The sequence below is a fragment of the Streptomyces sp. NPDC085927 genome, from assembly GCF_044540975.1.
Taxonomy (GTDB): Bacteria; Actinomycetota; Actinomycetes; order Streptomycetales; family Streptomycetaceae; genus Streptomyces; species Streptomyces hirsutus.
In genome coordinates, this window is sequence record NZ_JBITSN010000001.1 from 252,305 (window position 1) to 279,095 (window position 26,791).

Consider the following 26,791-nt stretch of genomic DNA (forward strand, 5'->3'; position numbering starts at 1 on the left):
TCAGATCTCGTACGGCTGGACGACGATGAAGTTGCCGGGCGCGCCCCGGAACTGGAGGTTGACGCTCTCCCCGGTGTCGCCGGGGTAGGAGTTGCGGCGCATCCGCACCTGGCTGGAGACGATCACCTGGGAGGCGGCCGACCAGGCGACCACGGCGTTGGCGTCGGCGAACGTGGTGGGTGTCACCGGCAGGACCACGGGCGCCCCGTGCGTCTTGACGACGACGGTGCCGGTCCCCTGGAACTGCATCGTGAACAGCGCGCCGCCGGGGATGCCGTGTCCCTCGATGCGGCGGACCTCGTATTGGAGGCTCTCGTCGAAGGCGAGGACGCTCTCGGCGGAGACGCACACGGCGTCTCCCTGGAGCTCGATCGGGTGCAGCATCGTGGCGTCCTCGGCGAAGAACACCTGGCCCTGGCCCGTGCAGCGCATCAGCTGCATCTCCTGGCCGGTCGCGTTGCCGACGATCCGGCCGCTGAACCCGGCGCCCTTGTAACTGAAGTCGACCTTGCCCTGGTAGAGCACCATGCTGCCCTGCCGGGCCAGCACGGGCTGTCCGCCCGTGCCGAGGTCGGCGCGGACCAGCTTCGGGTTCTGCTGGGTCCAGCGCTGTCCGGTGGGCGTCTCCTTGAACATCTGGAGCGCGCCGAGCACACCCGGGCTCTGCGGCGCTCCCTGGGGCGCGCCCTGCGGTACCCCGTAAGGGGACTGCTGACCCGGCATCTGCCCCGGAGGCATCTGTCCGGACGGCGGCTGCTGGCCGTAGCCCGGCGGAGGTGTCGGCAGGCCGTAACCCGGCGGCGGGGCGGGGGCCTGCGGTACGTGCGGTGCGTGCGGCTGCGCGCCGTAACCCGGGGGCGGCGGGGCGGGAGCCTGCGGTACGTGCGGTGCGTGCGGCTGCGCGCCGTAGCCCGGGGGCGGCGGAGCACTCGGTGCGGGTGGCTGCTGACCGGGTTGGCCGAAGGCGGGTGCCGGGGACGGCGGCGGCACCGGGGAACCGCCGGGCGGAGTGTGCAGGGGCGCGACGATCGTCGGCGCGGCGTGCACCGACGGCGCGGGGGGCGGCGGGGTGGCGCCGGGGGGAGGGGCGAACCCCTGCGCGGCGGGCTGAGGCGCCGGTGCGGGAGCAGGTGCCGGGGCGGGGACGGGGGTGGGAGCCGGCGCGGGGGTGCCGGGAACACCGAACGCGGGCGGGGCGAAGCCCGGGGCAGCGCCTCCCGCCTGCGGCTGCGGCTGCTGCGGGGCGGCGGGCTCCTCCTCGGCCACCTCGCCGCCGAAGTTCTTCAGCAGCGCTTCGAGCCCGCCGTCGAAGCCCTGTCCGACGGCGGCGAACCGCCACACGTCCTTGAAGTAGAAGTCACCCAGCATCACCGCCCGCTCGGTGGAGAACTCCGAGCCGCTGAAGGGGTAGCGGGCCACTTCCTCGCCGCCCGCGACGATGCGGATGTACCCGGGACCGATCTGGGACATCTGCCCGGCGCCGTCGAGCGTCGCCGTGAAGGACAGCTTCTTGATCTGCTGCGGAATCTTCTCCAACGTCACGCGGAAGGACTCCGTGTCGCCCGCCTGCGGGCCCAGCAGCTGAAGGGACTCCTCGGGGGACTTCGGCTGGTTGAAGAAGATGAAGTACCGGTCGTCCGAGAGCCGTTCATCGGCATCGAGACCGAAGCAGCTGATGTCGAAGGTGAGCCCGGGGCCGGAGATCTGCACGCCTACGTACAGATCCGTGCCCGCGGTGAGGTCACTGATCCTGGCCTTGTGGCCGCGTTGGAATTCCCTGGCCATGCGTACGACCGTCCCCCATCCCGAATGCGAGTGCGTCGCGCCAGGCTAACCGCAAACCCGGACATCCGATGAAGTCGGTACAGACCCGGTACACAACCCGCGGGCGCCTCTGCGGGGCCCTCACGTCGGGCGGCGTTCACTCGTTGCGGGTCCCCGGCGGGTGGGGCAGCCGCTCGGCCGCGACCACTCCCTCGAGGTAGCCCCGGGCCCGTTCCGTCTTCGGATACGCCTCCAGCAGACGCCAGAAGCGGGGCCCGTGTCCGGGCACGAGCAGGTGGGCCAGTTCGTGGCAGAGGACGTAGTCGACGACGTACTCGGGCATGCCCTGCAGCCGGTGCGACAGGCGGATGCTGCCCTCGGACGGCGTGCACGAACCCCAGCGCGTGTTCTGGTTGGTCACCCAGCGTACGGAGCGGGGCTGGGCCCGCCCGTTGAAGTACTGGGCCGACAGCCGCTCGGCGCGCTCGGCCAGCTCGGTGTCCCCGAGTGCCCGCCTGCTCTCCTGGGCCGCCAGCTTGTCGAGCATGACGTTCACCCAGCGCTGCTCCTCCGCCTCGGACATCCGGGCGGGAATGAGCACCACCGTACGATCGCCCTCGCGGTACGCGGAGACCGTTCTGCGCCGGCGGGCGCTCCTGCGGACCTCGATCGCGCTCGCCCGTGAGCCGCTCGTCGGCTGACTCGTCGTGCTGCGCTGAGGATGTGGGGCGCTGTGCAGTGGGTCGGCGGGCACGCCCCGACGTTACCCGCTGCACACGGGGAAGTCCCGGCTCCGGGACGCTTCGATACCGATCCCCCCGCCATGCACCGGATTTATATGACCAATCGCCTTGCCTGTGGACAACTTTCTGCAAGCCACTTCAAATCCGGGCATGCTGGCACTCGTCGACCGGCCCACGAGTGGGCGGCGGTACTACGGCCGCCGTTCGAACGGCGGCCGTTCAAGGAGACACGGGGGACCCGACATGCATCCGATGGTGAAGCCGGCGCTCCGGCGCGGCTGGCGCGACCTCAACACCGTGCAGTTCGGGATGACACCCGCGCACGCGTTGACCCTGGGACCGATGGACACGGCGACGGGCAGCTTCCTCGATCTGCTGAACGGCACCCGTGGGCTCGACCGTCTGCGCGAGGAGGGCCGGCGGATGGATCTGCCCGACGGCCATGTCGACCGGCTCGTGACCCGGCTGTCCCGGGCCGGGCTCCTCGACGACTCCCGGGGCGGCGGCCCGGCCGCCGACGCCCTGCGCGAGAAGCGGGAGGTCCTCGACCGGTTGCGCCCTGATCTGGCCTCGCTGACCCTGACCACCTCCGCGCCGGGCGACGCACTCGGCCGGCTCGCGGCGCGCCGCGGAGCCCGGGTGCAGGTGAGGGGCGCGGGCCGGGTGGGCTCGATGCTGGCGGCACTGCTGTCCGGGGCCGGGGTGGGTGAGGTCGACGTACGCGACATCGGCCGGGTCGAGCCCTGGGACGTCGCGCCGGGCGGTCTGCCCCCGGAAGCCGTCGGCGACCGCAGGCACGAGGCGGCCCGCCGTGTTGTACGCCGGGCCGCACCGGACCGGTCGCCGCGCCGGACCGTTCAGTCCCCGCCGGAAGAGAGCGCCCCCGGGTTCTCCCTGGTGATCGTCGCTCCGCGGGACGACGTCGCCGTGCACACCCCGGACCCGGCGGGGACCGAGCCTTTGATGGCCTCGGGGACACCCCACCTCTACGTCGGCGTGGTGGAGGGAACCGGCGTCGTCGGTCCGCTCGTCCTGCCCGGTGAGACCGGCTGCGCGGGCTGCCTCCAGGAAGACAGGACCGACCGGGATCCGACCTGGCCGCGTATGGTCGCCCAGTGGCGTTCCGGGCGGCAGCGCCGGGTGGGGGCCTGTGATCTGTCACTGGCCGCGACCGTGGCCGGACTGGCCGGTGCCCATGCGCTCGCCTTCCTGGACGGCCATGTTCCGTCCAGTGCCGGTGCCCGCTGGGAGGCTTCACTCCCGGGTCTGCACTGGCATGCACGGCCGGTCGGGGCACATCCCGGGTGTCCGTGCGGAGCGGCGGAGCAGAACGCGGCGGAGACGGAGTCGGAGCACACCTCCGAACACGGCCGGACGCACGGGACAATGGCCACGCACGGGCCGTCGAGGAAGTTGTGCCGTCAGGCGGACTCGGAGCGGCCGGCAGGGACTTGGAGGGCTCATGTCTGATCTTCCCCGGAAGGCGGTCACCAGGACCGCCAAACTGGCCGCGCTCCCGCTCGGCTTCGCCGGGCGGGCGACCTGGGGGCTCGGCAAGCGGATCGTGGGCGAGTCCGCGGAGATCGTCGGCCGCGAGTTGCAGCAGCGCACCGCGGAGCAGCTGTTCAAGGTGCTCGGCGAGCTCAAGGGCGGCGCGATGAAGTTCGGCCAGGCCCTGTCGGTCTTCGAGTCGGCCCTGCCGGAGGAGGTCGCCGGGCCCTACCGTGCCGCGCTGACGAAACTCCAGGAGGCGGCCCCGCCGATGCCGACCCGCACCGTGCACGCGGTGCTGGAGGAGCGGCTCGGCGAGGACTGGCCCGAGCTGTTCCTGGAGTTCGAGGACAAGCCGTCCGCCGCGGCCTCGATCGGCCAGGTGCACCACGGGGTGTGGCACGACGGCCGCGAGGTGGCGGTCAAGGTGCAGTACCCGGGCGCCGGCGAGGCCTTGCTGTCCGACCTGAACCAGTTGAGCCGGTTCGCCCGGCTGCTGGGTCCGCTGGTCCCCGGAATGGACGTCAAGCCTCTGATCGCGGAGCTCAGGGACCGGGTCGCGGAGGAGCTGGACTACGGTCTGGAGGCCCAGGCCCAGCGGGTCCACGCCGAGGAGTTCGCGGACGACCCCGACGTCGTCGTACCGGCGGTGGTCCACCAGTGCGAGCAGGTGCTGGTCACCGAGTGGATGGACGGTGTACCGCTGTCGGAGATCATCTCGGACGGTACGGAGGAACAGCGGGACCGGGCAGGTCAGCTCCTCGCCCGTTTCCTGTTCTCCGGGCCGGCCCTCACCGGGCTGCTGCACGCCGATCCGCATCCGGGCAACTTCCGTCTGCTGCCCGGCGGCCCGGACGGTGAGGACGACTGGCGTCTGGGTGTGCTGGACTTCGGCACGGTCGACCGGCTGCCGGGCGGGCTGCCCGCTCCCATCGGCGAGGCACTGCGGATGACGCTGGACGGCGAGGCGGAGGCCGTCTACGAGATGCTGTGCGCGGAGGGGTTCATCAGGGAGACCATCGAGCTGGATCCCGACGCGGTCCTCGAGTACCTCCTGCCGATCATCGAACCGGCGCAGGCCGAGGCGTTCACGTTCACCCGGGGCTGGATGCGCGGCCAGGCCGCCCGCATCGGCGACCCCCGCTCCCCCGCCTACCAGCTGGCCAAGCAGCTCAATCTCCCCCCGGCGTACCTGCTGATCCACCGGGTGACCCTGAGCACGATCGGTGTGCTGTGCCAGTTGGGCGGGACAGTACGGCTGCGTGACGAACTGCGGGAGTGGCTGCCGGGGTTCGTCCCGGAAGAGGCGGAAGCAGTGGGGGCAGCGACAACAGGGGGAGCAGGGAAGCTGGTACCGAGGCAGGCGGTGGACGAGACCCCGGTGAAGGAGCCCTCAAAGGCGAAACCCGCCGAACGGAGGTCCGCCGAGCAGAAGTCCGCCAAGCGGAAGCCCACAAAGGGGAAGCCTGCGGCGAGGAAGGCTGCGGAGGGGAAGCCCGCGGAGGTGGCCGCCGGGGACGAGACGGCCGAACCGGCCGGGGAGGCATCGGCGGCGCAGGCGTGAGAGACACCAACCCGGATCGCGCCCGCTGTCATCACCACTGCGTGCCCGGGGGCCCTCGGCCGGCGCATCACAGCGGACGCACCACAGCGGGCGCACACTTGGGCCTCTGTTCCGCAGCCGAGCGGCCGTATGCGTCTGCGTCTGCGTCTGCGTCTGCGTCTGCGTCTGCGTCTGCGTCTGCGGAATGGTTCGTCACCCGGTGACGACAACGCCGTACCGGACGGCCCGCTCGGCGCAACGTACCGCGGGGGCCGGTCCGTTCGGCACGGACCGGCCCCCGCGGGGAGAGCCATGACGAGCTGGGTCGACTCGAAGGTCGAATCGGCTCGATCGGTTGGATCGGTCGGTTACTGCATGACGGCCATGGCCAGGGCGCGGCGGGCACGCTGGGAGGCGCGCTCGGCGCGGCGCTGCATCCGGCGAGCGGTCACCAGGCGTGCCGCCCGGCGCTCCTGCTCGGCCTCGTGCAGGCGCTCGCGCATATGCGCACGGGCCAGGGCTTCTGGAATGAGTTGCATCTCACGGGTCCTGTTCTGGCGCGAGTCGTTCGCACCACGGGTGGTGAAGTCTTCGGTCGCGGAGCCTGCGGGCTCGTCGGCGGTCGGCATCATCGGGGCCTGCTTCTGGGGGTCGTGCGTGAGGGGGCGGTCGATCGTTCCTGGGGTGTTCATGCCATGACCGGGTTCTTCCGCGGACGGCCACGCGGCCGCTTCCGGGCGACAACGACGCCCTGGACGAACAGCTCGCCGCCCCAGACGCCCCACGGCTCACGCCGCTCCTTGGCGCCGGCGAGGCAGGCCTCCATCAGCGGGCAGGTGCGGCAGAGGGACTTGGCGTACTCGACGTCCGCCGGCGACTCGGCGAAGAAGACCTCCGGGTCGTAGGAACGGCAGGGGACGGGTACGCCGAGGTTCTCGATGGCGTCGTCGAGCGCGGTGAGCGCGGTGAGCGGAGTCAAGGTCGGGTCCTCCGTGGAGCCGGGCTTGGGGATCGTGTCGGAAGGCGGTACGGACGGGGCGTGCGCTTCGAGTTGCACGGTTCGTCTTCCTCGTCTGGTCGTTTCCGGCCGGTGGGCCGGGTGGCGGCTGGTACCGGGTTCTTGTCCTGTCCCGAGGCGCTTCGGTCCGTCGTCCCTGTTCGGGGACAAACAGAAGGGCCGCGGATCCCGGATGGGGTTCCGCGGCCCTGAAGGCGCCGGCCTGATCGAATCAGGCTGGATCACTCCAGGGTTCTGGCCCACGGAAGGCCCACATCAGGTGGTGGTGCTGCGTCGTCTGCTTCCGGAATCCGGCACCGGCCGCCGCAAAGGCATAGGCCTTCGCCTGTGCCTCTACCGCTTCCAGTGCCTTGATCGGTCGCTCATCGCGCTCACGGACGACGAGGCCCGCGGGAGCAACGGAGGACGCCGGACGTGCGGCAGGGATGCCGGACAGAACGGTGCCCTGATTCGAGGCGCCGAGAATGCACAGGGAGACGGCCGAGCGATCGGTCATTTTGACGACGGAGCTGGTGTTGATGTTGATCACAGGACTCGCCTCCTCTCGGCGCATCGGGGGACCGGGGTCAGCCGGTCCGACGGATATGCAAGTACAACACGGAATCAGGGCCTTCGAGAAGGCCGCTGCTCTCGTGTCTAAGAACCTATGGGGATTCCTGGGGCATGCGCAAACTATTTTCTCGACGAGTTGGAATCAGTCCTGATCTTTGTCCTGCGCTCCGTCCCCGCCTGCGCAGATCGCCAGTACGTCGGCCCCGTAGCGGTCCAGCTTGCGCTTGCCCACGCCTGGGATGCGGGCGAGCCCCGGCGGGTCCTCGGGGACGGCCTCGGCGATGGCCATCAGCGTCTTGTCGGTGAAGACGCAGAAGGCGGGCTGGCCACTGCGCCGCGCCTGCTCGCCCCGCCAGTCGTGCAGCCGCTCGTAGACGCCCTCGTCCATGTCGGAGGGGCAGTCCTCACAGCGCATCAGCTTCATCTCGCCCGCGTCCGTCAGCGTGCGGCCGCAGACCCGGCAGCGGGCGGGGCTGCGCTGTCTGCGTCTCGGTTCCGGGGCCACGGAGACGGCGGTCGCCCTCCCGGGCACACCACGCTCCACACCTCCCGTGGCTCCGCTGCCGGCCGCGCCGCCGCGGCCGGCCGGCGAGCCGGAACGCAGCCCGTGGAGGAAACGGCTGGGCCGGCGGTTGGCCCGTCCGCCGGGCGAGCGGGCGAGCGACCAGGAGACGTGGAGACGCTCCCGTGCCCGGGTGACGCCCACATAGAGGAGGCGGCGCTCCTCCTCGATCTGTTCGTCGGTCTTCGCGTAGGTGATCGGCATCATGCCCTCGGCGACACCGACCAGGAAGACCACGTCCCACTCCAGGCCCTTGGCCGAGTGCAGCGACGCGAGCGTGACGCCCTGCACGGTCGGGGCGTGCTGGGCGCCTGCCCGCTCGTCGAGTTCGGCGACGAGATCGGCGAGGGTGGCGTCCGGCTTCGCGGCGGTGAAGTCCTGGGCGAGGTTCACCAGAGCGGCCAGGGACTCCCAGCGCTCCCGCACCGCCCCCGAGCCCGCCGGCGGCTGCGCCGTCCAGCCTTCGCCCGACAGCACGGCACGTACCTGGGAGGGCAGGTCCACCACGTCGTCGAGGAGGCTGTCGTTGCCGCCGAAGCGGGCCGCCGCGCGCAGGGCGCTGCCCGCCTTGCGCACCTCCGGACGGTCGAAGAAGCGCTCGGCGCCCCGCAGCTGGTACGGCACTCCGGCGTCCGCGAGGGCCTGCTCGTAGGTCTCGGACTGGGAGTTCGTGCGGAACAGCACGGCGATCTCACTGGCCCGGACACCGGCGCCGATCAGTTCGCCGATCCGGCGCGCGGCGCCCTCGGCCTCCGCGGGCTCGTCGGTGTACTCGGTGAAGACGGGGTCGGGCCCCGGGCCGCGCTGGGAGACGAGTTCCAGCCGGTGATCGGCGGCACGGCCGTGCGCCTGGGCGAGCAGCCCGTTGGCGAGGCGGACCACCTGGGGGGTCGAGCGGTAGTCGCGGACCAGTTTCACGACGGTGGCACCGGGGTGCTTGGTACGGAAGTCGAGGAGGTGGTCGGGCGTCGCCCCCGTGAACGAGTAGATCGTCTGGCTGGCGTCGCCGACCACGCACAGGCTCTCCCGGTCGCCGAGCCAGAGCTCCAGCAGCCGCTGCTGGAGCGGGCTGACGTCCTGGTACTCGTCGACGACGAAGTGCTGGTACTGGGCGCGGACCTGTTCCGCGATGTCCTGGCGGTCCTGGAGCACGGCCACGGTGAGCAGCAGCACGTCCTCGAAGTCGATGACCCCCCGCTCCCGCTTGAGGTCCTCGTAGGCGGCGTAGAGCTGGGCGATCTCGGCGGGGTCGCGGGGCGCCTCACGCGCGGCCTTGGCGACGGCGGGCGGGTAGTCGGCCGGAACCGTCTGGGTGACCTTGGACCACTCGATCTCGGCGGTGACGTCCCGCAGCTCGCCCCGGTCGAGCCGGATGCGGCAGGCGGCGGCCGCGTCGGCGACGAGCTGGATCTTGCGGTCGACCAGCCGGGGCAGGGAGCCACCGACCGCTTTCGGCCAGAAGTACTGGAGCTGGCGGAGCGCCGCCGAGTGGAAGGTGCGGGCCTGGACCCCTGTGGCGCCGAGCTGGCGCAGCCGCCCGCGCATCTCCCCGGCGGCGCGGTTGGTGAAGGTGACGGCGAGCACGCTGGAGGGCTGGAGGATCCCGGCGCGTACCCCGTAGGCGATCCGGTGGGTGATCGCCCTGGTTTTGCCGGTACCGGCGCCCGCCAGCACACACACCGGGCCGTGCAGGGCGGTGGCGACCTCGCGCTGCTCGGGGTCGAGCCCTTCGAGCACCGCGTCGGCCGAGTCCGGTACCCGCGGGAAGAGAGGGGAGTGCGTTGCTGCTGTCACACAGCCATGCTGCCAGGTCGCCGGAGACGGCTGAGCCGGTTGTCCACAGGCGTGCCCTCGCAGTCGTACCAATGCGGCGGGCATCACGTCCTCGTGCGGTGGGCATCACGTCACGCAGGCGGGGCGGAGTTCACGTCACGCAGGTAGGGCAGGCCACGGCCCTGGGAATGGTGGCGCTTTCAAGTACGTTCCTCCTCAGCGAGGACTTCCCCGAGTCGCCGAAGGAGCACGAGAGACATGCCGGGCACTGTGACGATGTACAGCACCACGTGGTGCGGATACTGCCGCCGTCTGAAGGGTCAGATGGACCGCGAGGGCATCGCGTACACCGAGATCAACATCGAGCAGGACCCGGACTCCGCGGCCTTCGTGGAGAAGGCGAACGGCGGGAACCAGACGGTCCCCACCGTGCTCTTCGAGGACGGCTCGACGCTCACCAACCCGTCGTTGGCGCAGGTGAAGCAGAAGATCGGCGTCTGAGCGGGCGGTTCACCCGGAGCGGGGTGGGCGTTCCTGACCGAGGGCCTGTCAAGGCCTGGTCGTGGGACGCCCGCCCCGCTCTGTCGCTGTACAGCGCGCACCGCGGGACAAAAGGCGGTGCGGGTCGGAAAGCACCGCGGGTCGGAAGGCGGTGCGGGTCAGAAGGCGGTGCGGGTCGGGAGGGGCTTGCCGTACCAGCGCTCGATCAGACGGGCCGCGATCGAGATGCCGTAGGGCGGGAGCACCTCGCCGGACTCGAAGGCGGCCCCCAGCTGGTCCCGGGAGAACCAGCGGGCCTCGTGGATCTCGTCGCCGTCGACCTCGATCCCGGTCGAGGTGGCGCGGGCGACGAAGCCCAGCATGAGGCTGGAGGGGAACGGCCAGGGCTGACTGGCGACGTACTCGACCTCGCCGACGCTGATGCCGACCTCCTCGTGGACCTCGCGGCGCACCGACTGCTCGATGGACTCCCCCGGCTCGACGAAGCCGGCGAGCGTCGAGAAGCGGCCCTCGGGCCAGTGGACCTGGCGGCCGAGCAGGATGCGGTCCTGGTCGTCGACCACGGACATGATCACCGCGGGGTCGGTGCGCGGGTAGTGCTCGGCGCCGCAGGCCGGGCAGCGGCGGATGTGGCCGGCCGCGGCGATGACGGTGCGCTCGCCGCAGCGGGAGCAGAAGCGGTGCAGCCGTTGCCAGTTCTCCAGGGCGACCGCGTGCACCATCAGGCCCGCGTCGCGGGACGACAGGAGCAGGCCCGCCTCACGCAGGCCGGCCGGGCGGGCGGAGTCGTCCATCCGGCCCGGCAGGGCGTCCTTCTGCAGCGCGAAGTAGCTGACGCCGTCCTCGTCGGTGCCCAGGAAATAGCGGTGTGCTTCGGTGAGCGGCGCCTCGAAGGAGGGCGTCATGACGAGTTCGGTGCGGCCGTCGGCCGTCTCGTCGATGAGGACCTGGCCGCCGGAGACCACGAAGCAGCGCGTCGAAGGGTGGCTCCAGGCCGCCGCGAGCCATGCTTCGTCGAGCCGGTGGTGGGCGGCGCGGTTGATGCCGCTCGGGGCGGTGAGCGAGACGGGACGGTCGGCGGTGTGGTCGGTCCAGGTGGTCACGGGTGCTTCCAACTCCCCCGGTGAAACGGGTGGGATCGGCGGTCGGTTCGGCGGGTCGTACGGGCGGGAGACGACCGGGCCCGGCGGCGCGCGCGGCGGGGTGCTTCCAGTGTGCCCCGCGCGGGCGGCCCGGGTCGGACGGCCCGAGAGCGTTCAGGGCACGCGCCGCCAGTGCTCGGCGAGGTCGTCCCAGAGGTGTGCGGAGGCCTCGGCGCCCTTGAGGAGCAGGTCCAGTTCGACCTTCTCGTCGGGGGCGTGCCATCCGTCGGACGGGACGGAGATGCCGAGGAAGAGCACGGGGGCGCCGAGCACGTCCTGGAGGTCGGCGGCCGGTCCGGAACCGCCCTCGCGCGTGAAGCGGACGGGTGTGCCGAAGGCGCGGCCCATGGCACGGGCCACGGACTTGAGGGCAGGGTGGTCCAGCGGGGTCAGGCACGGGCGGGTGGCGGGGCTGAAGGCGATCTCGTACCGGACGCCGTCGGGAATCCGCCCGGCCACCCAGTCGCGGACGGCCTTCTCGATGTGGTCGGGGTCCTGTCCCGCGACCAGCCGGAAGGACAGTTTGACCATGGCGGAGGACGGGATGATCGTCTTGCTGCCGGGGCCCTGGTAGCCGCCGCCGATGCCGTTGACCTCCGCGGTGGGACGGGCCCAGACGCGCTCCAGGGTGCTGTACCCGGCCTCGCCGCCGGTGGCGTGGGAGGAGGCGGCGCGCAGCCACTCCCGTTCGTCGAAGGGCAGCTCGGCGAAGAGCTCGCGTTCGCGGTCGGTGAGCTCGACGACGTCGTCGTAGAAGCCGGGGATCGTCACGCGCGCGTGCTCGTCGTGCAGCGCGGCGACCAGGCGGGCGACGACGGTGGCCGGGTTAGGCACCGCGCCGCCGAAGGAACCGGAGTGGATGTCCTGGTCCGGGCCGTGCAGCCGGATCTCGCACTCGGCGAGGCCGCGCATGCCGGTGCACACGGTGGGGGTGTCCTCGGACCACATCCCGGTGTCGGAGACGATCACCACGTCGGCGGCGAGCCGGTCCGCGTGCCGCTCGACGAGGGTCCGGAAGTGGGGCGAACCGGATTCCTCCTCGCCCTCGATCAGCAGCTTCAGGTGCACGGCGGGGGCGGTACGGCCGGTCGTGGCGAGGTGGGCCCGGACGCCGAGGGTGTGGAAGAACACCTGGCCCTTGTCGTCGGCCGCTCCGCGCGCGTACATCCGGTTGTCCCGGACGAGGGGTTCGAAGGGCTCGCTGTGCCAGCCGTCCTCTCGGGCGGCGGGCTGCACGTCGTGGTGGCCGTAGACCAGGACGGTGGGCGCCCCGGGGTCCGAGGAGGGCCATTCGGCGTACACGGCGGGGGCGCCCGGGGTCGGCCAGACCTCGACGGCCGGGAAGCCGGTCGCGGTGAGTGCGGCGGCCAGCCAGTCGGCGCTGCGGCGCACGTCGGGTGCGTGCTCGGGCTGGGCCGACACCGAGGGGATGCGCAGCCACTCGGTGAGGTCGTCGAGGAAGGCGGCGCGGTGCTGCCCGATGTACGTACGGACGGCGCTGACGGCACTGTCAACGGGCTGGCTCATGGACTCGAGCCTATCGGCCCGCGGGGGTGTCCTCGGAGTGCGGTATCTCACCGGACGGTTCTTCCAGCAGCAGCCGTTCGATGGCCGCGCGGTCCGGCAGCGCCTCGGGGCGTACGACCTCGCCGGTGCGTACGTACAGGAAGGCGGCGCCGACCGACTCCAGGGGAACGCCCTGCTGCTCGGCCCAGGCGAGCCGGTAGACGGCGAGCTGGAGCGGGTCGGCGGTGCGGCCGCGGCCGGTCTTCCAGTCGACGATCTCGTACGTCGTCCCGGCACCGGCGGCGGCGCCGCTCCTGTCTCCGGCACTGTCGCCGTCGCCGTCGCCGTCGCTGTCCCCGGTCCCGGTCCCGGCCCCGGTCCTGGTCCCGCCCGCATCGCTGCCGTCCTGCCGGTAGACGGCGTCGATGCGGCCGCGGACGACCCGGCCGGCGATCTCCAGTTGGAAGGGGGCCTCCACGCGGTAGGGCGTGCGGTGCGCGTACGCGGTGCGCTCGAAGGCCTCCTTGAGAACGGCGAGGTCCTGCTCGTCGGCGATCTCGGCCTCACTGCCGGGGAGGTCGTCCGGTTCGAGCAGGGGCAGGGTCAGTTCCTCGAAACGGGCCTCGACCCAGGCGTGGAAGCGGGTGCCGCGGCGGGCGGCCGGCTGCGGCGGGCGGGGCATGGGGCGGGCCAGCTCCCGCGCGAAGCCGTCCGGGTCCGCGGCCAGCCGCAGCAGCTGGGACGCGGTGAGCGACGGGGGCAGCAGGACCTGGGTGACGCCGTCACGGGCGCGCAGCAGTTCGCCGGTGAGGGCGTCGAGGTCGCGGTCCCAGGAGGCGACGGTACGGGCCTCCTCCGGCGTGAGGCGGGGCGTGGCGGGCTCCGTCAAGAGCTCGGGGACGGCGGGCTCCGGAGTCGCGGGGTCCGCGTGCCGGGCCGGTTCCGGAGCGCCGGGGCGACCGGTGGGCTCCGGAACGCCGGGGCGACCGGTGGGCTCCGGGGCCGTCGCTTGGTGCGGGATGGCGGGGCGGCGGTCCGCGGGGTGACGGTCGTCGGGGTGGAGGTCGGCAGAAGGGACGGCCGGAAGACCGTCGGTGGGGCGGTCGGCGGTCCAGGAGTCCCAGTCGCCCTCGCCGGAGGCGTCGTCGTCGAAGGGGCCGACGTCGTCGGGCGGGAGGTCCTCGTCGTCCGGGGGCAGGGGCCAGTCCGGGTCGCCGTACGCGTCCGCGGCGTGTACGGCCGGGGGAGGATCGTCGGGGTGGCCGGCGAGGCTCTCGAGGTGGGCCAGGACGGTGTCGGCAGCGGCACGGCGGCGGGCGAGGGCGTCGTCGTCCAGCGGGAGGGGCCACACCTGGTCCTGGGTGGCCCGCTGCAGGGCGGGGTTCTCGTCGTCCTCGGCGGGCTCGTCCGCCCATGCCTCGATCTCGCCGTACCCGGCGGCGCAGTGGTCGTGGAGGGCCTGGAGGAACGCGGACGGCCCGCGCGGCTTCTTCTGGGAGGGCCCCCACCAGTGGCCGGAGCCGAGCAGCAGCGAGCGGGGGCGGGTGAAGGTGACGTAGCCGAGGCGGAGCTCCTCGGTGTGCTGGTGGTCCTTCATCGCCTCGTGGAAGGCCTTCAGGCCCCGGGAGTCCCAGGATTCGATGTCGGGCAGGGTATCGGCGTCGCCCCGCAGTCCGTGCGGCAGGACCTTGCCCTGCGCGGTCCACTTCTCGCGGCCCTGGCCGCTGGGGAAGGTGCCGGTGACCAGTCCGGGGACGACCACGACGTCCCACTCCAGGCCTTTGGACTTGTGCGCGGTGAGCACCTTGACGGTGTTCTCGCCGCCGGGCAGCGCGTTGTCGAGGCCCTTCTCGTACTGGGCGGCGGTGCGCAGGAAGCCGAGGAAGGCGAGCAGGCCGGCCTCGGCGTCCCCGGTGGCGAAGGAGGCGGCGATGTCGAGGAAGTTGGAGAGGGTCTCGCGGCGACGGGCGGCCAGGGCGTGCGGGGACGCCGACAGTTCGATCTCCAGGCCGGTGACGGCGAGGACGCGGTGCAGGACGTCCATCAGCGGGTCGGCCAGGGAGCGGCGCAGGTCGCGCAGTTCGGCGGCCAGCCGGGCGAACCGCACGCGCGCGTCCGGCGAGAAGGGCAGCCCGTCGTCGTCCCCGTGGCCGTCCAGCGGGGTCTCCAGGAACGTGTCGAGGGCGTCGGCGAGCGAGATCACCTCGGACGGGTCGATGCCCTCGACGGCTTCGGCGAGGCGGCGGTCGGGGTCGTCCTCGCCGTCCACGCGCGCGTGGGACACGAGCAGGCGCGCGCGGCGGCCGAGGAGGGCGAGGTCGCGCGGGCCGATGCGCCAGCGGGGGCCGGTCAGCAGACGGACGAGCGAGGCGTTGGCACCGGGGTCCTGGAGGACCTCGCAGACGGCGACCAGGTCGGCGATCTCGGGCAGGTGCAGCAGCCCGGACAGACCGACGACCTCGACGGGTACGTCCCGGGCGACGAGGGCGCCCTGGATCTCGGCGAAGTCGGTCGCTGTGCGGCACAGGACGGCGATCTCGCCGGGCTCCTTGCCGGTGCGTACGAGGTGGGCGATGGAGTCGGCCATCCAGTCGAGTTCCTCGGCGTGGGTGGGCAGCAGGGCGCAGCGGACGGTGCCGTCCCGCTCGGCTCCCGGGGCCGGACGGAGGGCCTCCACGCCCGCGTGCATGGCCCGCAGGGGCTCGGCGAGGCCGTTGGCGAGGTCCAGCAGGCGGCCGCCGCTGCGGCGGTTCTCGCTGAGCGACTGGCGGGTGGCGGGACCGCCGTCGTCCCGGGCGAAGTGTTCGGGGAAGTCGTCGAGGTTCGCGACGGAGGCGCCGCGCCAGCCGTAGATCGCCTGGCAGGGGTCGCCGACGGCGGTGACCGGGTGGCCGGTGCCGCCGCCGAACAGGCCGGCGAGGAGGACCCGCTGGGCGACCGAGGTGTCCTGGTACTCGTCGAGGAGGACCACCCGGAACTCGTCGCGCAGGATGCGGCCCACCTCGGGGTTCCGGGCGAGCCGGGCCGAGAGGGCGATCTGGTCGCCGAAGTCGAGCAGGTCGCGTTCGCGTTTGGCGGCCCGGTAGCGCAGGACGAGGTCGGCGAGTTCGCGCCGCGCGGCGGCCGCTTCGGGCACTTTGCGCAGGTCCGCGTTGGTGAGCTTGGTGTGCTCCAGGGTGCGCAGCAGTTCGGTGTCGTGGCCGCGCAGGTCCTCGGGCCGTACGAGGTGCTCGGAGAGTTCGCCGTCGAGGGTGAGGAGGTCGCCGACCAGGTCGGCGAAGGAACGGGTGAGGGCGGGGTAGGGGCCGGGGGCCTCGCGCAGCACCCGCGCGGCGAGCTGGTAGCGGGTGGCGTCGGCGAGGAGGCGGGAGGTCGGTTCGAGGCCGATGCGCAGCCCGTGGTCGGTCAGGAGGCGGCCCGCGAAGGCGTGGTAGGTGGAGATCACCGGTTCGCCCGGCGGGTTGTCCGGGTCGATGGTGTCCGGATCGGTGACGCCTGCCTTGATCAGTGCCTTGCGGACGCGTTCGGCGAGTTCACCGGCGGCCTTGTTGGTGAAGGTGAGGCCGAGCACCTGCTCCGGGGCGACCTGGCCGGTGCCGACCAGCCACACCACGCGTGCCGCCATCACGGTCGTCTTGCCGGAGCCCGCTCCGGCCACGATCACCTGAGGAGCGGGCGGCGCGATGATGCAGGCCGTCTGCTCGGGAGTGAAAGGGATCCCGAGGAGCTCCTTGAGCTGCTCGGGATCGCTGATGCGTGCATGCACATGCAGAGGCTAGCGGCGGCCGCTGACAAAAAGGCCGTACCGCCCCTCGCCGGCCGGAGAACCGCAGGTCGGCGCGGGTGGTGCGATGCGTCACGCCGGTCGTCGGCGCGCCGCATCAGGTCGTATGCCCCGGTCAGGTCGTGTGCGTCACCAGGTCGTGCACCCCGTCAGGTCGCGTGCCTGCGGGGCGTGCACCACGCCCTCGTGCGCCTCACGAGGGCGTGGGCACCGCCGCGGTGATCCGGTCCCGGTCACTCGATCACGTGCCGGCCCTCGGGGCGGGCGCTGCACGAGGCGCGGAAGGCGCAGTGGGCGCAGTGCTGCCCCGCGCTCGGGGTGAAGCGTTCGTCGAGGACCTTCCCGGCGGCCGTCGCCAGCAGGTCGCCGACCCACTCCCCCTGCTCCCCCTCCAGCGGCTCCTGGGCCTGCACCTTGGGCAGGGTCTCTCCGCCGTCCCGCTTGGGGGCCGGCTGGCGCAGCTGGACCAGTTCGGCGCCGCCCGTCCCGGGCCGTGTCCCGTCGAACACCTCGTCGACGGCACCCTCCTGCACGGCGAGCTGGTAGACGGCGAGCTGGGGGTGGCGGGCCACCTCGGCGGAACTGGGGGCGTGCTTGCCGGTCTTGAAGTCGACGACGTAGGCGCGGCCCTCACCGTCGGCTTCGACGCGGTCCATCTGACCGCGGATGCGGACCTCGTAGTCGCCGGCTTCGAGCCGGACGTCGAAGTCGTGCTCACTGGCCACCGGGGTGCGGCCGGTGCGGTCGATGACGTGCCACTTCAGGAAGCGTTCGAGTGCCACGCGCGCGTTCTGCTTCTCCTGCTGGGACTTCCAGGGCGCGTCGAAGGCGAGCGCGTTCCACACGGAGTCGAGCCGTTCCATGAGGACGGCGAGGTCGGCCGGAGTGTGCCCGGAGGCCACCTCGTCGGCGAGGACGTGCACCACGTTGCCGAAGCCCTGGGCGGCGGTCGCGGGGGCGTCGGCCTTCACCTCCCGGCCGAGGAACCACTGCAGGGCGCAGGTGTTGGCGAGCTGGTCGAGGGCGCTGCCGGAGAGCACGACGGGCTGGTCGCGGCTGCGCAGCGGCACCTTGCTCCGGGTGGGTTCGTACATGCCCCACCAGCGGTACGGGTGGGCGGACGGCACCAGGGGGCGGCCGTCCTCGTCGGCGAGGGCGGCGAGCCGGGCGAGCCGGCGGGCGGCGGCCTCCCTGAGCGTGTCGGAGACGCGCGGGTCGACGGTGGTGGCACGCAGTTCGGCGACGAGCGCGGCGACGGACAGCGGGCGGCGCGGGCGCCCGGTGACGTCCTTGGGCTCGACGCCGAGTTCGGTCAGGAAGCGGGAGGGCTGGTCGCCGTCGTCGGCGGGGGCCTTCACGGCCGTCACCACAAGCCGTTCACGCGCGCGGGTGGCGGCGACGTAGAACAGGCGGCGTTCCTCGGCGAGGAGCGCACCGGGGGTGAGCGGTTCGGCGAGCCCGTCGCGGCCGATACGGTCGGCCTCCAGCAGGGAGCCGCGGCGGCGCAGGTCGGGCCACAGGCCCTCCTGGACACCGGCCACGACGACCAGCCGCCACTCCAGGCCCTTGGCGCGGTGCGCGGTCATCAGGCGTACGGCGTCGGGGCGCACGGCGCGGCGGGTGAGGGTGTCCGCGGCGATGTCCTCGGCGTCGATCTCCTCCAGGAAGTTCAGGGCGCCGCGGCCTCCGGTGCGTTCCTCCGCGCGGGCGGCGGTCGCGAACAGGGCGCACACCGCGTCGAGGTCCCGGTCGGCGTTGCGTCCGGCGGCACCGCCGCGGTGGGCGGAGCGTTCCAGTCGCGCGGGCCACGGGGTGCCGTCCCACAGGTCCCACAGCGCCTCCTCGGCGGTGCCGCCGCTCGCCAGGCGCTCACGTGCCGTGCGCAGCAGCGCGCCGAGCCGCTGGGCTCCGCGCGCGTAGGTGGGGTCGTGCACGACCAGCCGCTCGGGTTCGGCCAGCGCCCGCGCGAGGAGTTCGTCCGAGGGCGGCGGCAGCACGTTGCCCGCGGCCCGCTCCTCCTCGCGCAGGGCCCGGCCGAGACGGCGCAGGTCGGCGGCGTCCATGCCGGCGAGGGGGGAGGTGAGCAGGGTGAGCGCGGTCTCGGTGTCGAGCCAGCAGGGTTGCTCCGGCCCCGCTCCCTGGTCCTGCCCCTTTTTCCGCCCTTGATCCTGCTCCTGCTCCTGCCCCTGCCCAGGAGCCTCCGGTTCCTGCTCCTGCTCCTGCCCAGGAGCCTCCGGTTCCTGCTCCTGCTCCTGCCCAGGAGCCTCCGGTTCCTGCTCCTGCTCCTGCTCCTGCCCAGGAGCCTCCGGTTCCTGCTCCGGCCCGTCGGCCGCCTCCGCCGTCGCCACCGCTCTCAGGGCCGTGAGCAGCGGAGCCACCGCCGGTTCGTGGCGCAGGGGAAGGTCGTTGCCGTCGACGTCCACCGGGACGCCCGCCGAGGCGAGGGCGCGGCGGACGGCGGGAAGGGTGCGGGAGCCGGCCCGCACCAGGACGGCCATGTCGTTCCAGGCGACGCCGTCCTCCAGGTGGGCCCTGCGCAGGATGTCGGCGATGTTGTCCAGCTCCGTGCCGGAGGTCGGGTACGTGTAGACCTCGGTCCGGCCGCCGTCCCGTACCGGGGTGAGCTCCCGGTGGGCGCGGACCTTCTCGGCGGGCAGGCGGGGCAGCGGCATGCGCTGGGTGATCAGGCGGGTGGCGGCCAGCAGGGCCGCGCCGGAGCGGCGCGCGACGCGCAGCACCTCCACCGGGGCCGGGTGGCCGTCCGCGCGGGGGAACGCGTCGGGGAAGTCCAGGATGCCGTTCACGTCCGCACCCCGGAAGGCGTAGATCGACTGGTCCGGGTCGCCGAGGGCGACCAGGGTGCGGCCGCCGCCGGCCAGTGCCTGCAGCAGCCGCACCTGTGCCGGGTCGGTGTCCTGGTACTCGTCCACGTAGACGGCGTCGTAGCGCGCGGCGAGCTGTCGGGCGATCTCGGGGCGGCGGGCGAGGAGCACCGCGCGGTGGACCAGTTCGGCGTAGTCGAGGACGCCCTGCAGGTCGAGGACGTCGAGATACTCGGCGAGGAAGGCGGACGCGGCACGCCAGTCGGGGCGTCCGATGCGGCGGGCGAAGGCGTCCAGGGCATCGGGGCCGAGGCCCAGCTCGCGGCTGCGGGCGAGCACCGCGCGGACCTCGTCGGCGAAGCCGCGGGTGGTCAGACAGGCGCGCAGTTCGTCCGGCCAGCGCACATGCGCCAGGCCGAGGCGTTCCAGGTCGACCTGGCCCGCGAGCAGCTCACGGACGGTGACGTCCTGCTCGGGGCCCGACAGCAGCCGCAACGGCTCGACGAAGAGGTCGCTGTCCTGGTGGGCGCGGATCAGGGCGTAGCACAGCGAGTGGAACGTGGTCGCCTGGGGCGCGTGCGCGGCCCCTGTGCGCAGGGCCATGCGGTCGCGCAGCTCGACCGCCGCCCTGCGGCTGAACGTCAGCACGAGGATGCGTCCGGGATCACCCCCGCGGGCGATCCGCGCGGCCACCGACTCGACCAGTGTGGTCGTCTTCCCGGTGCCCGGACCTGCGAGGACGAGCATCGGTCCGGTCCCGTGGTCAACCACGGAGCGCTGTGCGGCGTCCAGCCGAGGGGGGGATGTACGGGCCGGCGGGGTACGGACCAGTCGATGAGCGCCACGGTTCCCCCGCCGCACCTGGGGGTGCGACAGGCCATTGGTGGAGAAAGAGGAGCTCACGTGGTTCGCCGGTCCTGGTGGGTGTGCTGGTTGCCGTTCCACCGCGTGTGGAGGGCGGTGGCCGCGGGGTCGAGGGGGACACGTGCGGTTGACGTTACGCCGACAGAGAGTATGGAAGCAGAGCTTCCGTTTCTTCCCTCCCGGCACATGCGGCACTCGTGTCACCCGCATCACGAACGTACGTCATGCCACGGACGTGTCCTGTTTCCCCTGCACGGCTCACAGGTCGCACGGCGGTACGTCCGATGGCGGAAGCCGGCCGATGTGACTCCCCACGTGCCCACCGCTGCCGGTGTGCCTGCCGTCGTCCGCGTGCCCGCCGTCGTCCGCGTGCCCGCCGCCGTCCCACCGCGCGCGCTTCATCTCGAGGCGCGGCAGGTGCCCGTCGGCGGCCCGGCTCGCCTCCTTCAGCGGAGTTCCCTCCGCGCGATAGTGGTCGAGGGCTCTCAGCTCGTGGCCCGGCAGCAGCACCCCGTCAGCGCGGACGACCCGCCACCACGGGACGGCTCCCCCGTAGAGCGCCATCACGCGCCCGACCTGCCGGGGGCCGCCCTCCTCCAGCCACTCGGCCACGTCGCCGTACGTCATGACGCGGCCCGGGGGGATCCGCTCGGCCACGTCGAGGACCCGCTCGGCGTACTCGGGCAGGGTGTCCGCATGCTCCGGGCCGGTGTCGGACGGAAGGCGCTGCTGGCTCATCCGACCCATCCTGCACCACCCCACCGACAACGCGGCCGGCGATGTGACGCGTACCGAGGCGTGCGTACGCCTCGCCCGGGAACCTCACTTCGGGCAGACTGTGCGACCCCGCACGTCGACCCTGCTGCCCGTGTGCGGCGGCGCGGCATGCCACCATCGTGCGGGCGGTGACTGGTGATAAGAGATCAAGAAGAGGCAATGACGGAGCAGGGTGCGCACCCCGGGGACACGGCGGGCAGCCCTGACGCTTCGTCGCGCCCGGACCCCGGCCGCACGGGTCCACAGGACGTCGAACCCATCGATTCCATCGATCCGCAGAACGCCGACACCAAGGACGCCGGCACCGAGGCGGCCGGGAAGCAGGCTGCTCTGGATGCCCATCGCGCCGACGGCACGAACGGCACGGACGGCACCGATCCGGCACGCGTCGAGGAGGTCGAGGGCGACGAACCCCTCCTCCCCGCGCGCGTGCACCGTCCGTCCGATCTCATGCGGCTCCTGGTGGGTGCGCTCGCCATCGGGGTGCTGCTGGCGATCGCCGCGTTCGCTCACGGCACCACCTCGGGGCTGGAACAGGACATCACCAAGGGCACCGGTCAGGCGCCCGACCTGCTCATCAAGATCGCCGGTCTGGCCTCCAGCATCGCGATCCTCCTCGTGCCGGTCGCCTTCGCGATCGAACGGCTGATCAAACGGGACGGGCTGCGGATCGCCGACGGTGTGCTCGCCGCCGTCCTCGCGCACGGAGTGACACTCGCCACCGATCTGTGGGTCGCGCGGGCGGCCCCCGGCTCGATCCAGGAGGCGCTGACCCAGCCCTCCCCCGGTGACATCCACTCCCTCACCGATCCGGTGCACGGCTATCTGGCACCCGTCATCGCCTACATGACGGCCGTCGGCATGTCCCGCAGACCCAGATGGCGCGCGGTGCTGTGGGTCGTGCTGCTCCTCGATGCCTTCTCGATGCTGGTCACCGGGTACACGACTCCGTTCTCGGTCATCCTGACGGTGCTGCTCGGCTGGACCGTCGCGTACGGCACTCTCTATGCGGTCGGGTCGCCCAATGTGCGCCCCACCGGGCAGACCCTGATGGCGGGCCTGCGGACCGTCGGCTTCCATCCGGTGAGCGCGTCCCGGCAGGAGGCGCCGGACGCCGTCGAGGCCGGGGACCGGGGCCGCCGGTACTTCGTCACCCTGGAGGACGGTCCGCCGCTGGACGTGACCGTGGTCGACCGCGAGCAGCAGGCGCAGGGCTTCTTCTACCGCGCGTGGCGCAACCTGACCCTGCGCGGCTTCGCCACCCGCAGAAGCTTCCAGTCCCTGCGCCAGGCGCTCGAGCAGGAGGCACTGCTGGCGTACGCGGCCATCGCGGCCGGTGCCAACGCGCCGAAGCTGATCGCGATGTCCGAGCTGGGGCCCGACGCGGTGATGCTCGTCTACGAGCACAGCGGCGGGCGCACCCTCGACTCGCTGCCGGACGAGGAGATCACCGACGCGCTGCTGCGCGACACCTGGCGTCAGGTGCAGGCGTTGCAGTCCCGCCGGATCGCGCACCGCAGGCTGGTCGGCGACGCGATCCTGGTGGACCGGTCCGGCACGGTGATCCTCACCGATCTGCGGGCCGGGGAGATCGCGGCCGGTGAAGTGCTGCTGCGCATGGACATCTCCCAGCTGCTGGTGACGCTGGGACTACGGGTGGGCGCCGAACGTGCGGTGGCCTCGGCGCTGAGCGTGCTCGGCCCCGACGCCGTGGCGGACTGCCTGCCGATGCTTCAGCCGATCGCGCTGAGCCGCTCCACGCGCGCGACGCTGCGCCGGCTCGCCCGGGAGCGGGCCGAGCGCGAGCGTGAGGCGGTCCTGGATGCCTCCCGGCAGGCCAAGCAGCTGCGCACGGAGCAGGCCGCGGACCACCCCGGGAAGCCCTCGGCCGACGGACCCGCCGTGGCCGGGAAGCCCGACAAGAAAGCCGTACGCGCGGAGCAGCGGGCCGAGAAGCGGGCGCTCGACGAGGCGCTGGAGGAGGCCCGCGAGGAGGACCTGCTCACGCAGATCCGGCACGAGGTGCTGCGGATCAGGCCACAGGCACCGGTCGAACCGGTCCGCCTGGAGCGCGTGCGTCCGCGCACGCTGATCAGTTTCATCGCCGGCGCCATCGGCGGGTACTTCCTGCTGACGCAGCTCACCCACATCGAGTTCGGGCCGCTGATCGCCAACGCGGAGTGGGGCTGGGTGGCCGCGGCCGCGCTGTTCTCGGCCGCCAGCTACTTCGCCGCCGCCCTGGCGCTGCTGGGGTTCGTGCCGGAGCGGGTGCCGTTCGTCAGGACGGTGGCGGCGCAGGTCGCCGGTTCCTTCGTGAAGATCGTCGCGCCGGCGGCGGTGGGCGGTGTCGCCCTGAACACCCGGTTCCTCCAGCGTGCCGGGGTGCGCCCGGGGCTCGCGGTGGCGAGTGTCGGCGCGTCCCAGCTGTTCGGCCTGGGCTGCCACATCCTGATGCTGCTGGCGTTCGGCTATCTGACCGGTACCGAGAAGACGCCTTCGCTGTCGCCGTCCCGTACGGTCATCGCGGGTCTGCTGACGGTGGCGGTGCTGGTGCTGGTGGTGACCTCGGTGCCGTTCCTGCGGAAGTTCCTCTTCACCCGTGTGCGATCGCTCTTCGCGGGTGTCGTGCCGCGGATGCTCGATGTGCTGCAACGCCCGCAGAAGCTGGTCACCGGCATCGGCGGCATGCTGCTGCTGACCGCCTGCTTCGTACTGTGCCTGTACGCCTCCGTCCAGGCGTTCGGCGACGAGACGACGTCGATCAGCCTGGCCGGTGTCGCGGTGGTCTTCCTCGCGGGCAACGCGTTGGGGTCGGCGGCTCCCACCCCGGGTGGTGTGGGAGCGGTCGAGGCGACCCTGACGGTCGGTCTGATCGCGGTCGGACTGCCCAGCGAGGTCGCCGCGCCGGCGGTGCTGCTGTTCCGGCTGCTGACCCTGTGGCTGCCGGTGCTCCCGGGCTGGCTGGCCTTCAACCACCTCACCCGCAAGGGAGCGTTGTAGCTGTAGCGGGCAGCGGGCAGCGGACAGCGGACAGACAACGAACACCATGAAGCAGCAGGTCAGAGGGTTTTCCACAGGCTTTCGCGGTGAACGCGGGACCTGTCTACCATGGCTTGACCGCCATCCGCCGCATGGTGCGGACGGCCCGCGAGGGGGATGTGGCACATGACGCGTTTCGCACGGTGGACCGCTCTGACGGCCTGTGCCGCGCTGCTGACGGCAGCGTGCGGCGGCGGCCCGGACGGCTCCGACGACCACGACAGGAGCGGCGGGACGGCGATCGACTGGGGGCGCTGCGAAGCCTCCGGGGACACGCCCGCGCCCGGTGGGGAATGGCAGTGCGGCACGCTCCGGGTGCCACTGGACTGGGCGGAGCCGGACGGCGGGACGATCGAGCTGGCGCTGATCCGGGCGAAGGCCACGGGGGACGACCGCCTCGGGTCCCTGCTGTTCAACTTCGGCGGGCCCGGCGGCTCCGGCGTGTCCACGATGCCCTCCTACGCCACCACCGCCTCGAAGCTGCGCGAGCGGTACGACCTGGTGAGCTGGGACCCGCGCGGGGTGGCCGCCAGCGAGGGCATCCGCTGCCGGGACGACGAGGAGATCCAGGCGGCCGAGTCCGTGGACTCCACCCCGGACACCCCGGCCGAGGAGCAGGCCTACCTCGCGGACGCGGCGGACTTCGGCAAGGGCTGCCAGAAGTCGGCCGGCAAGCTGCTGGCCCATGTGTCGACCACCGACACCGCCCGTGACATGGACCGCATCCGGCAGGCCCTGGGCGACGACAGGCTCAACTACTTCGGCATCTCCTACGGCACCGAACTCGGCGGCGTCTACGCCCACCTGTTCCCGAAGAGGGTGGGGAGGCTGACCCTCGACGCGGTGGTCGACCCGAGCGCCGACACGGTGGGGCACGCCGAGAACCAGACCCGAGGATTCCAGCGCGCGCTGGACAACTACCTGAAGTCCACCGGCCGGGACCCCGAGCAGGGGTCGCGTGAGATCGCGGAGCTGCTGGAGCGGATCGACGCCGAGCCGCTGCCGACGTCCTCGAAGGGGCGGGAGCTGACCCAGTCGCTGGCGCTGACCGGCATCGTCCTCCCCTTGTACAGCAAGGACGGCTGGCCGGTGCTGACCAGCGCGCTGGAGGCGGCCGAGGAGGGCGACGGCTCGGAGCTGCTGGCGCTGGCCGACGGCTACAACGAACGGTCCGCGTCGGGGACGTACGGCACGACGACCCACTCGCAGCGGGCCATATCGTGCCTGGACGACAAGCGGCGGATGACCGCGGCCCAGACCGAGGAACTGCTCCCGGACTTCGAGCGGATCTCGCCGGTGTTCGGTCCCTTCCTCGGCTGGGACACGGCCGGCTGGTGTCACGACTGGCCGGTCCCCGGTCAGCACGACACCCCGGAGGTGAGCGCGCCGGGTGCCGCTCCGGTCCTGGTGATCGGCAACACCGGCGATCCCGCCACTCCGTACGAGGGCGCTCAGCGGATGGCGGACGAGCTGGGCGAGGGCGTGGGGATCGTGCTCACCTGGGAGGGCGAGGGCCACGGCGCGTACGGCAGTGGGAGCGACTGTGTCGACTCCACCGTGAACACGTATCTGCTGGACGGCACGGTGCCGAAGGACGGCAAGGTCTGCTCATGACGGCGGCGGGGGCTTCACGCGCCCGTGGTGCGTGAAGCCCCCGCCCGGGACCTGTCCGGGATCGCGGTGGCGGTCCGGGGCCGGCCGATCGGTCAGTAGATCGGCTTCGCCGGCTCGATCTGGTTGACCCAGCCGACCACGCCGCCGCCGACGTGGACGGCGTCGGCGAAGCCCGCGGACTTCAGGACCGCGAGAACCTCCGCGCTGCGGACGCCCGTCTTGCAGTTCAGGACGATCTTCTTGTCCTGCGGGAGGCTCTCCAGGGCGCTGCCCATGAGGAACTCGTTCTTCGGGATCAGCCGGGCGCCGGGGATGGAGACGATCTCGAACTCGTTCGGCTCGCGGACGTCGATGATCTCGATGTTCTCGCCCTCGTCGATCCACTCCTTGAGCTGCTTGGGAGTGATCGTGGAGTCGGCGGCCGCCGCCTGGGCCTCCTCGGAGACGACGCCGCAGAAGGCCTCGTAGTCGATGAGCTCGGTGACGGTCGGGTTCTCGCCGCAGATCGCGCAGTCGGGGTCCTTGCGGACCTTGACCTGGCGGTACTGCATCTCCAGGGCGTCGTAGATCATCAGGCGGCCGACGAGCGGCTCACCGATGCCGGCGAGGAGCTTGATGGCCTCGTTGGCCTGGATGGAGCCGATGGACGCGCACAGCACGCCCAGGACGCCGCCCTCGGCGCAGGAGGGGACCATGCCGGGGGGCGGGGGCTCCGGGTAGAGGCAGCGGTAGCAGGGGCCGTGCTCGGACCAGAACACGGAGGCCTGGCCGTCGAAGCGGTAGATCGAACCCCAGACGTAGGGCTTGTTCAGCAGCACGCACGCGTCGTTGACCAGGTACCGGGTCGCGAAGTTGTCCGTGCCGTCGACGATGAGGTCGTAGTCGCCGAAGATGCCCATCACGTTGTCGGACTCGAGGCGCTCTTCGTGAAGGATCACGTTCACGTAAGGGTTGATGCCCTTGATCGTGTCGCGCGCGGACTCGGCCTTGGGCCGGCCGATGTCGGCCTGGCTGTGGATGACCTGTCGCTGCAGGTTCGACTCGTCGACCTCGTCGAACTCCACGATGCCGAGCGTGCCCACGCCGGCCGCGGCCAGATACATCAGCCCCGGCGAGCCCAGGCCACCGGCGCCGACGAACAGCACCTTGGCGTTCTTCAGCCGCTTCTGCCCGGCCATCCCCACGTCGGGGATGATCAGGTGGCGGGAGTACCTGCGGACCTCGTCTACGGTGAGCTCGGCGGCCGGCTCGACCAGGGGTGGCAACGACACGGGGACTCCGTTGGTCGGTCAATCA

17 protein-coding genes are annotated in these 26,791 nt (G+C 72.2%); 5 read left to right on the top strand and 12 right to left on the bottom strand.

The genetic code is table 11. The annotated features are described in order from the left end of the window. Positions 1–1,785, bottom strand: a complete 1,785-nt coding sequence (locus ACIF80_RS01245) for a TerD family protein (protein WP_399797825.1) — start codon at positions 1,783–1,785, stop codon at positions 1–3. Positions 1,786–1,921: 136 nt separating this feature from the next. Further along, the gene (locus ACIF80_RS01250; protein ID WP_399797827.1) at positions 1,922–2,518 is read right to left on the bottom strand and encodes a M48 family metallopeptidase; all 597 of its coding nucleotides are present in this window, start codon (positions 2,516–2,518) and stop codon (positions 1,922–1,924) included. Positions 2,519–2,750: 232 nt separating this feature from the next. On the opposite strand from ACIF80_RS01250, the gene ACIF80_RS01255 reads away from it, so the two are divergent. Then, a complete protein-coding gene (locus tag ACIF80_RS01255) occupies positions 2,751–3,977 on the top strand; it encodes a TOMM precursor leader peptide-binding protein (protein WP_399797830.1) in 1,227 nt (408 codons plus the stop codon). Beyond that, the gene (locus ACIF80_RS01260; protein WP_399797832.1) at positions 3,970–5,562 is read left to right on the top strand and encodes an AarF/UbiB family protein; all 1,593 of its coding nucleotides are present in this window, start codon (positions 3,970–3,972) and stop codon (positions 5,560–5,562) included. The genes ACIF80_RS01255 and ACIF80_RS01260 overlap by 8 nt, the downstream gene beginning before the upstream one ends. A 347-nt stretch (positions 5,563–5,909) precedes the next feature. Here ACIF80_RS01260 and ACIF80_RS01265 read toward each other — a convergent pair whose 3' ends face one another. From ACIF80_RS01265 to ACIF80_RS01280, 4 genes are all read right to left on the bottom strand, one after another. Then, entirely contained in the window at positions 5,910–6,233 is a 324-nt protein-coding gene (locus tag ACIF80_RS01265) for a hypothetical protein (RefSeq protein WP_399797835.1), read from the bottom strand. Then, a complete protein-coding gene (locus tag ACIF80_RS01270; RefSeq protein WP_381366596.1) occupies positions 6,230–6,598 on the bottom strand; it encodes a WhiB family transcriptional regulator in 369 nt (122 codons plus the stop codon). Before ACIF80_RS01270 ends, ACIF80_RS01265 begins: the two co-directional genes overlap by 4 nt. A 172-nt stretch (positions 6,599–6,770) precedes the next feature. Further along, positions 6,771–7,088 carry a hypothetical protein gene (locus ACIF80_RS01275; RefSeq protein WP_399797839.1) on the bottom strand — a complete coding sequence of 106 codons (318 nt, stop codon included), beginning with the start codon at positions 7,086–7,088 and terminating at the stop codon, positions 6,771–6,773. Between the two features lie 165 nt (positions 7,089–7,253). After that, positions 7,254–9,551: an ATP-dependent DNA helicase UvrD2 gene (locus ACIF80_RS01280; protein WP_399797840.1), complete on the bottom strand. Its 2,298-nt coding sequence runs from the start codon at positions 9,549–9,551 to the stop codon at positions 7,254–7,256. A gap of 153 nt (positions 9,552–9,704) precedes the next feature. Between ACIF80_RS01280 and ACIF80_RS01285 the strand changes: the two genes are divergently transcribed. Beyond that, on the top strand, positions 9,705–9,947 hold the full coding sequence (locus ACIF80_RS01285) for a mycoredoxin (protein ID WP_055573147.1): 243 nt from the start codon (positions 9,705–9,707) through the stop codon (positions 9,945–9,947). A gap of 158 nt (positions 9,948–10,105) precedes the next feature. Here ACIF80_RS01285 and nudC read toward each other — a convergent pair whose 3' ends face one another. The 5 genes from nudC to ACIF80_RS01310 form a co-directional block, all read right to left on the bottom strand. Beyond that, on the bottom strand, positions 10,106–11,062 hold the full coding sequence (nudC, locus tag ACIF80_RS01290) for an NAD(+) diphosphatase (protein WP_399797844.1): 957 nt from the start codon (positions 11,060–11,062) through the stop codon (positions 10,106–10,108). Positions 11,063–11,203: 141 nt separating this feature from the next. After that, complete coding sequence (locus ACIF80_RS01295) at positions 11,204–12,616, bottom strand: dipeptidase (RefSeq protein ID WP_399797847.1); 1,413 nt, start codon at positions 12,614–12,616, stop codon at positions 11,204–11,206. A gap of 10 nt (positions 12,617–12,626) precedes the next feature. Then, a complete protein-coding gene (locus ACIF80_RS01300; RefSeq protein WP_399797849.1) occupies positions 12,627–16,361 on the bottom strand; it encodes a UvrD-helicase domain-containing protein in 3,735 nt (1,244 codons plus the stop codon). A gap of 251 nt (positions 16,362–16,612) precedes the next feature. Continuing rightward, a complete protein-coding gene (locus ACIF80_RS01305) occupies positions 16,613–20,104 on the bottom strand; it encodes an ATP-dependent helicase (RefSeq protein ID WP_399797850.1) in 3,492 nt (1,163 codons plus the stop codon). Positions 20,105–20,323: 219 nt separating this feature from the next. Then, the gene (locus ACIF80_RS01310; protein ID WP_399797852.1) at positions 20,324–20,803 is read right to left on the bottom strand and encodes an MGMT family protein; all 480 of its coding nucleotides are present in this window, start codon (positions 20,801–20,803) and stop codon (positions 20,324–20,326) included. Between the two features lie 198 nt (positions 20,804–21,001). Between ACIF80_RS01310 and ACIF80_RS01315 the strand changes: the two genes are divergently transcribed. Together ACIF80_RS01315 and ACIF80_RS01320 are read left to right on the top strand one after the other, a co-directional pair. Next, positions 21,002–23,842 (top strand): YbhN family protein, encoded by a 2,841-nt coding sequence (locus ACIF80_RS01315; protein WP_399797854.1) that lies wholly within the window; start codon positions 21,002–21,004, stop codon positions 23,840–23,842. A 165-nt stretch (positions 23,843–24,007) separates the two neighbouring features. Beyond that, positions 24,008–25,495 carry an alpha/beta hydrolase gene (locus ACIF80_RS01320; protein WP_399797857.1) on the top strand — a complete coding sequence of 496 codons (1,488 nt, stop codon included), beginning with the start codon at positions 24,008–24,010 and terminating at the stop codon, positions 25,493–25,495. 92 nt (positions 25,496–25,587) lie between these two features. Here the strand turns inward: ACIF80_RS01320 and moeZ are convergent, their stop codons facing one another. Beyond that, entirely contained in the window at positions 25,588–26,766 is a 1,179-nt protein-coding gene (gene moeZ, locus ACIF80_RS01325) for an adenylyltransferase/sulfurtransferase MoeZ (protein WP_399797859.1), read from the bottom strand. Positions 26,767–26,791: the final 25 nt, after the last annotated feature.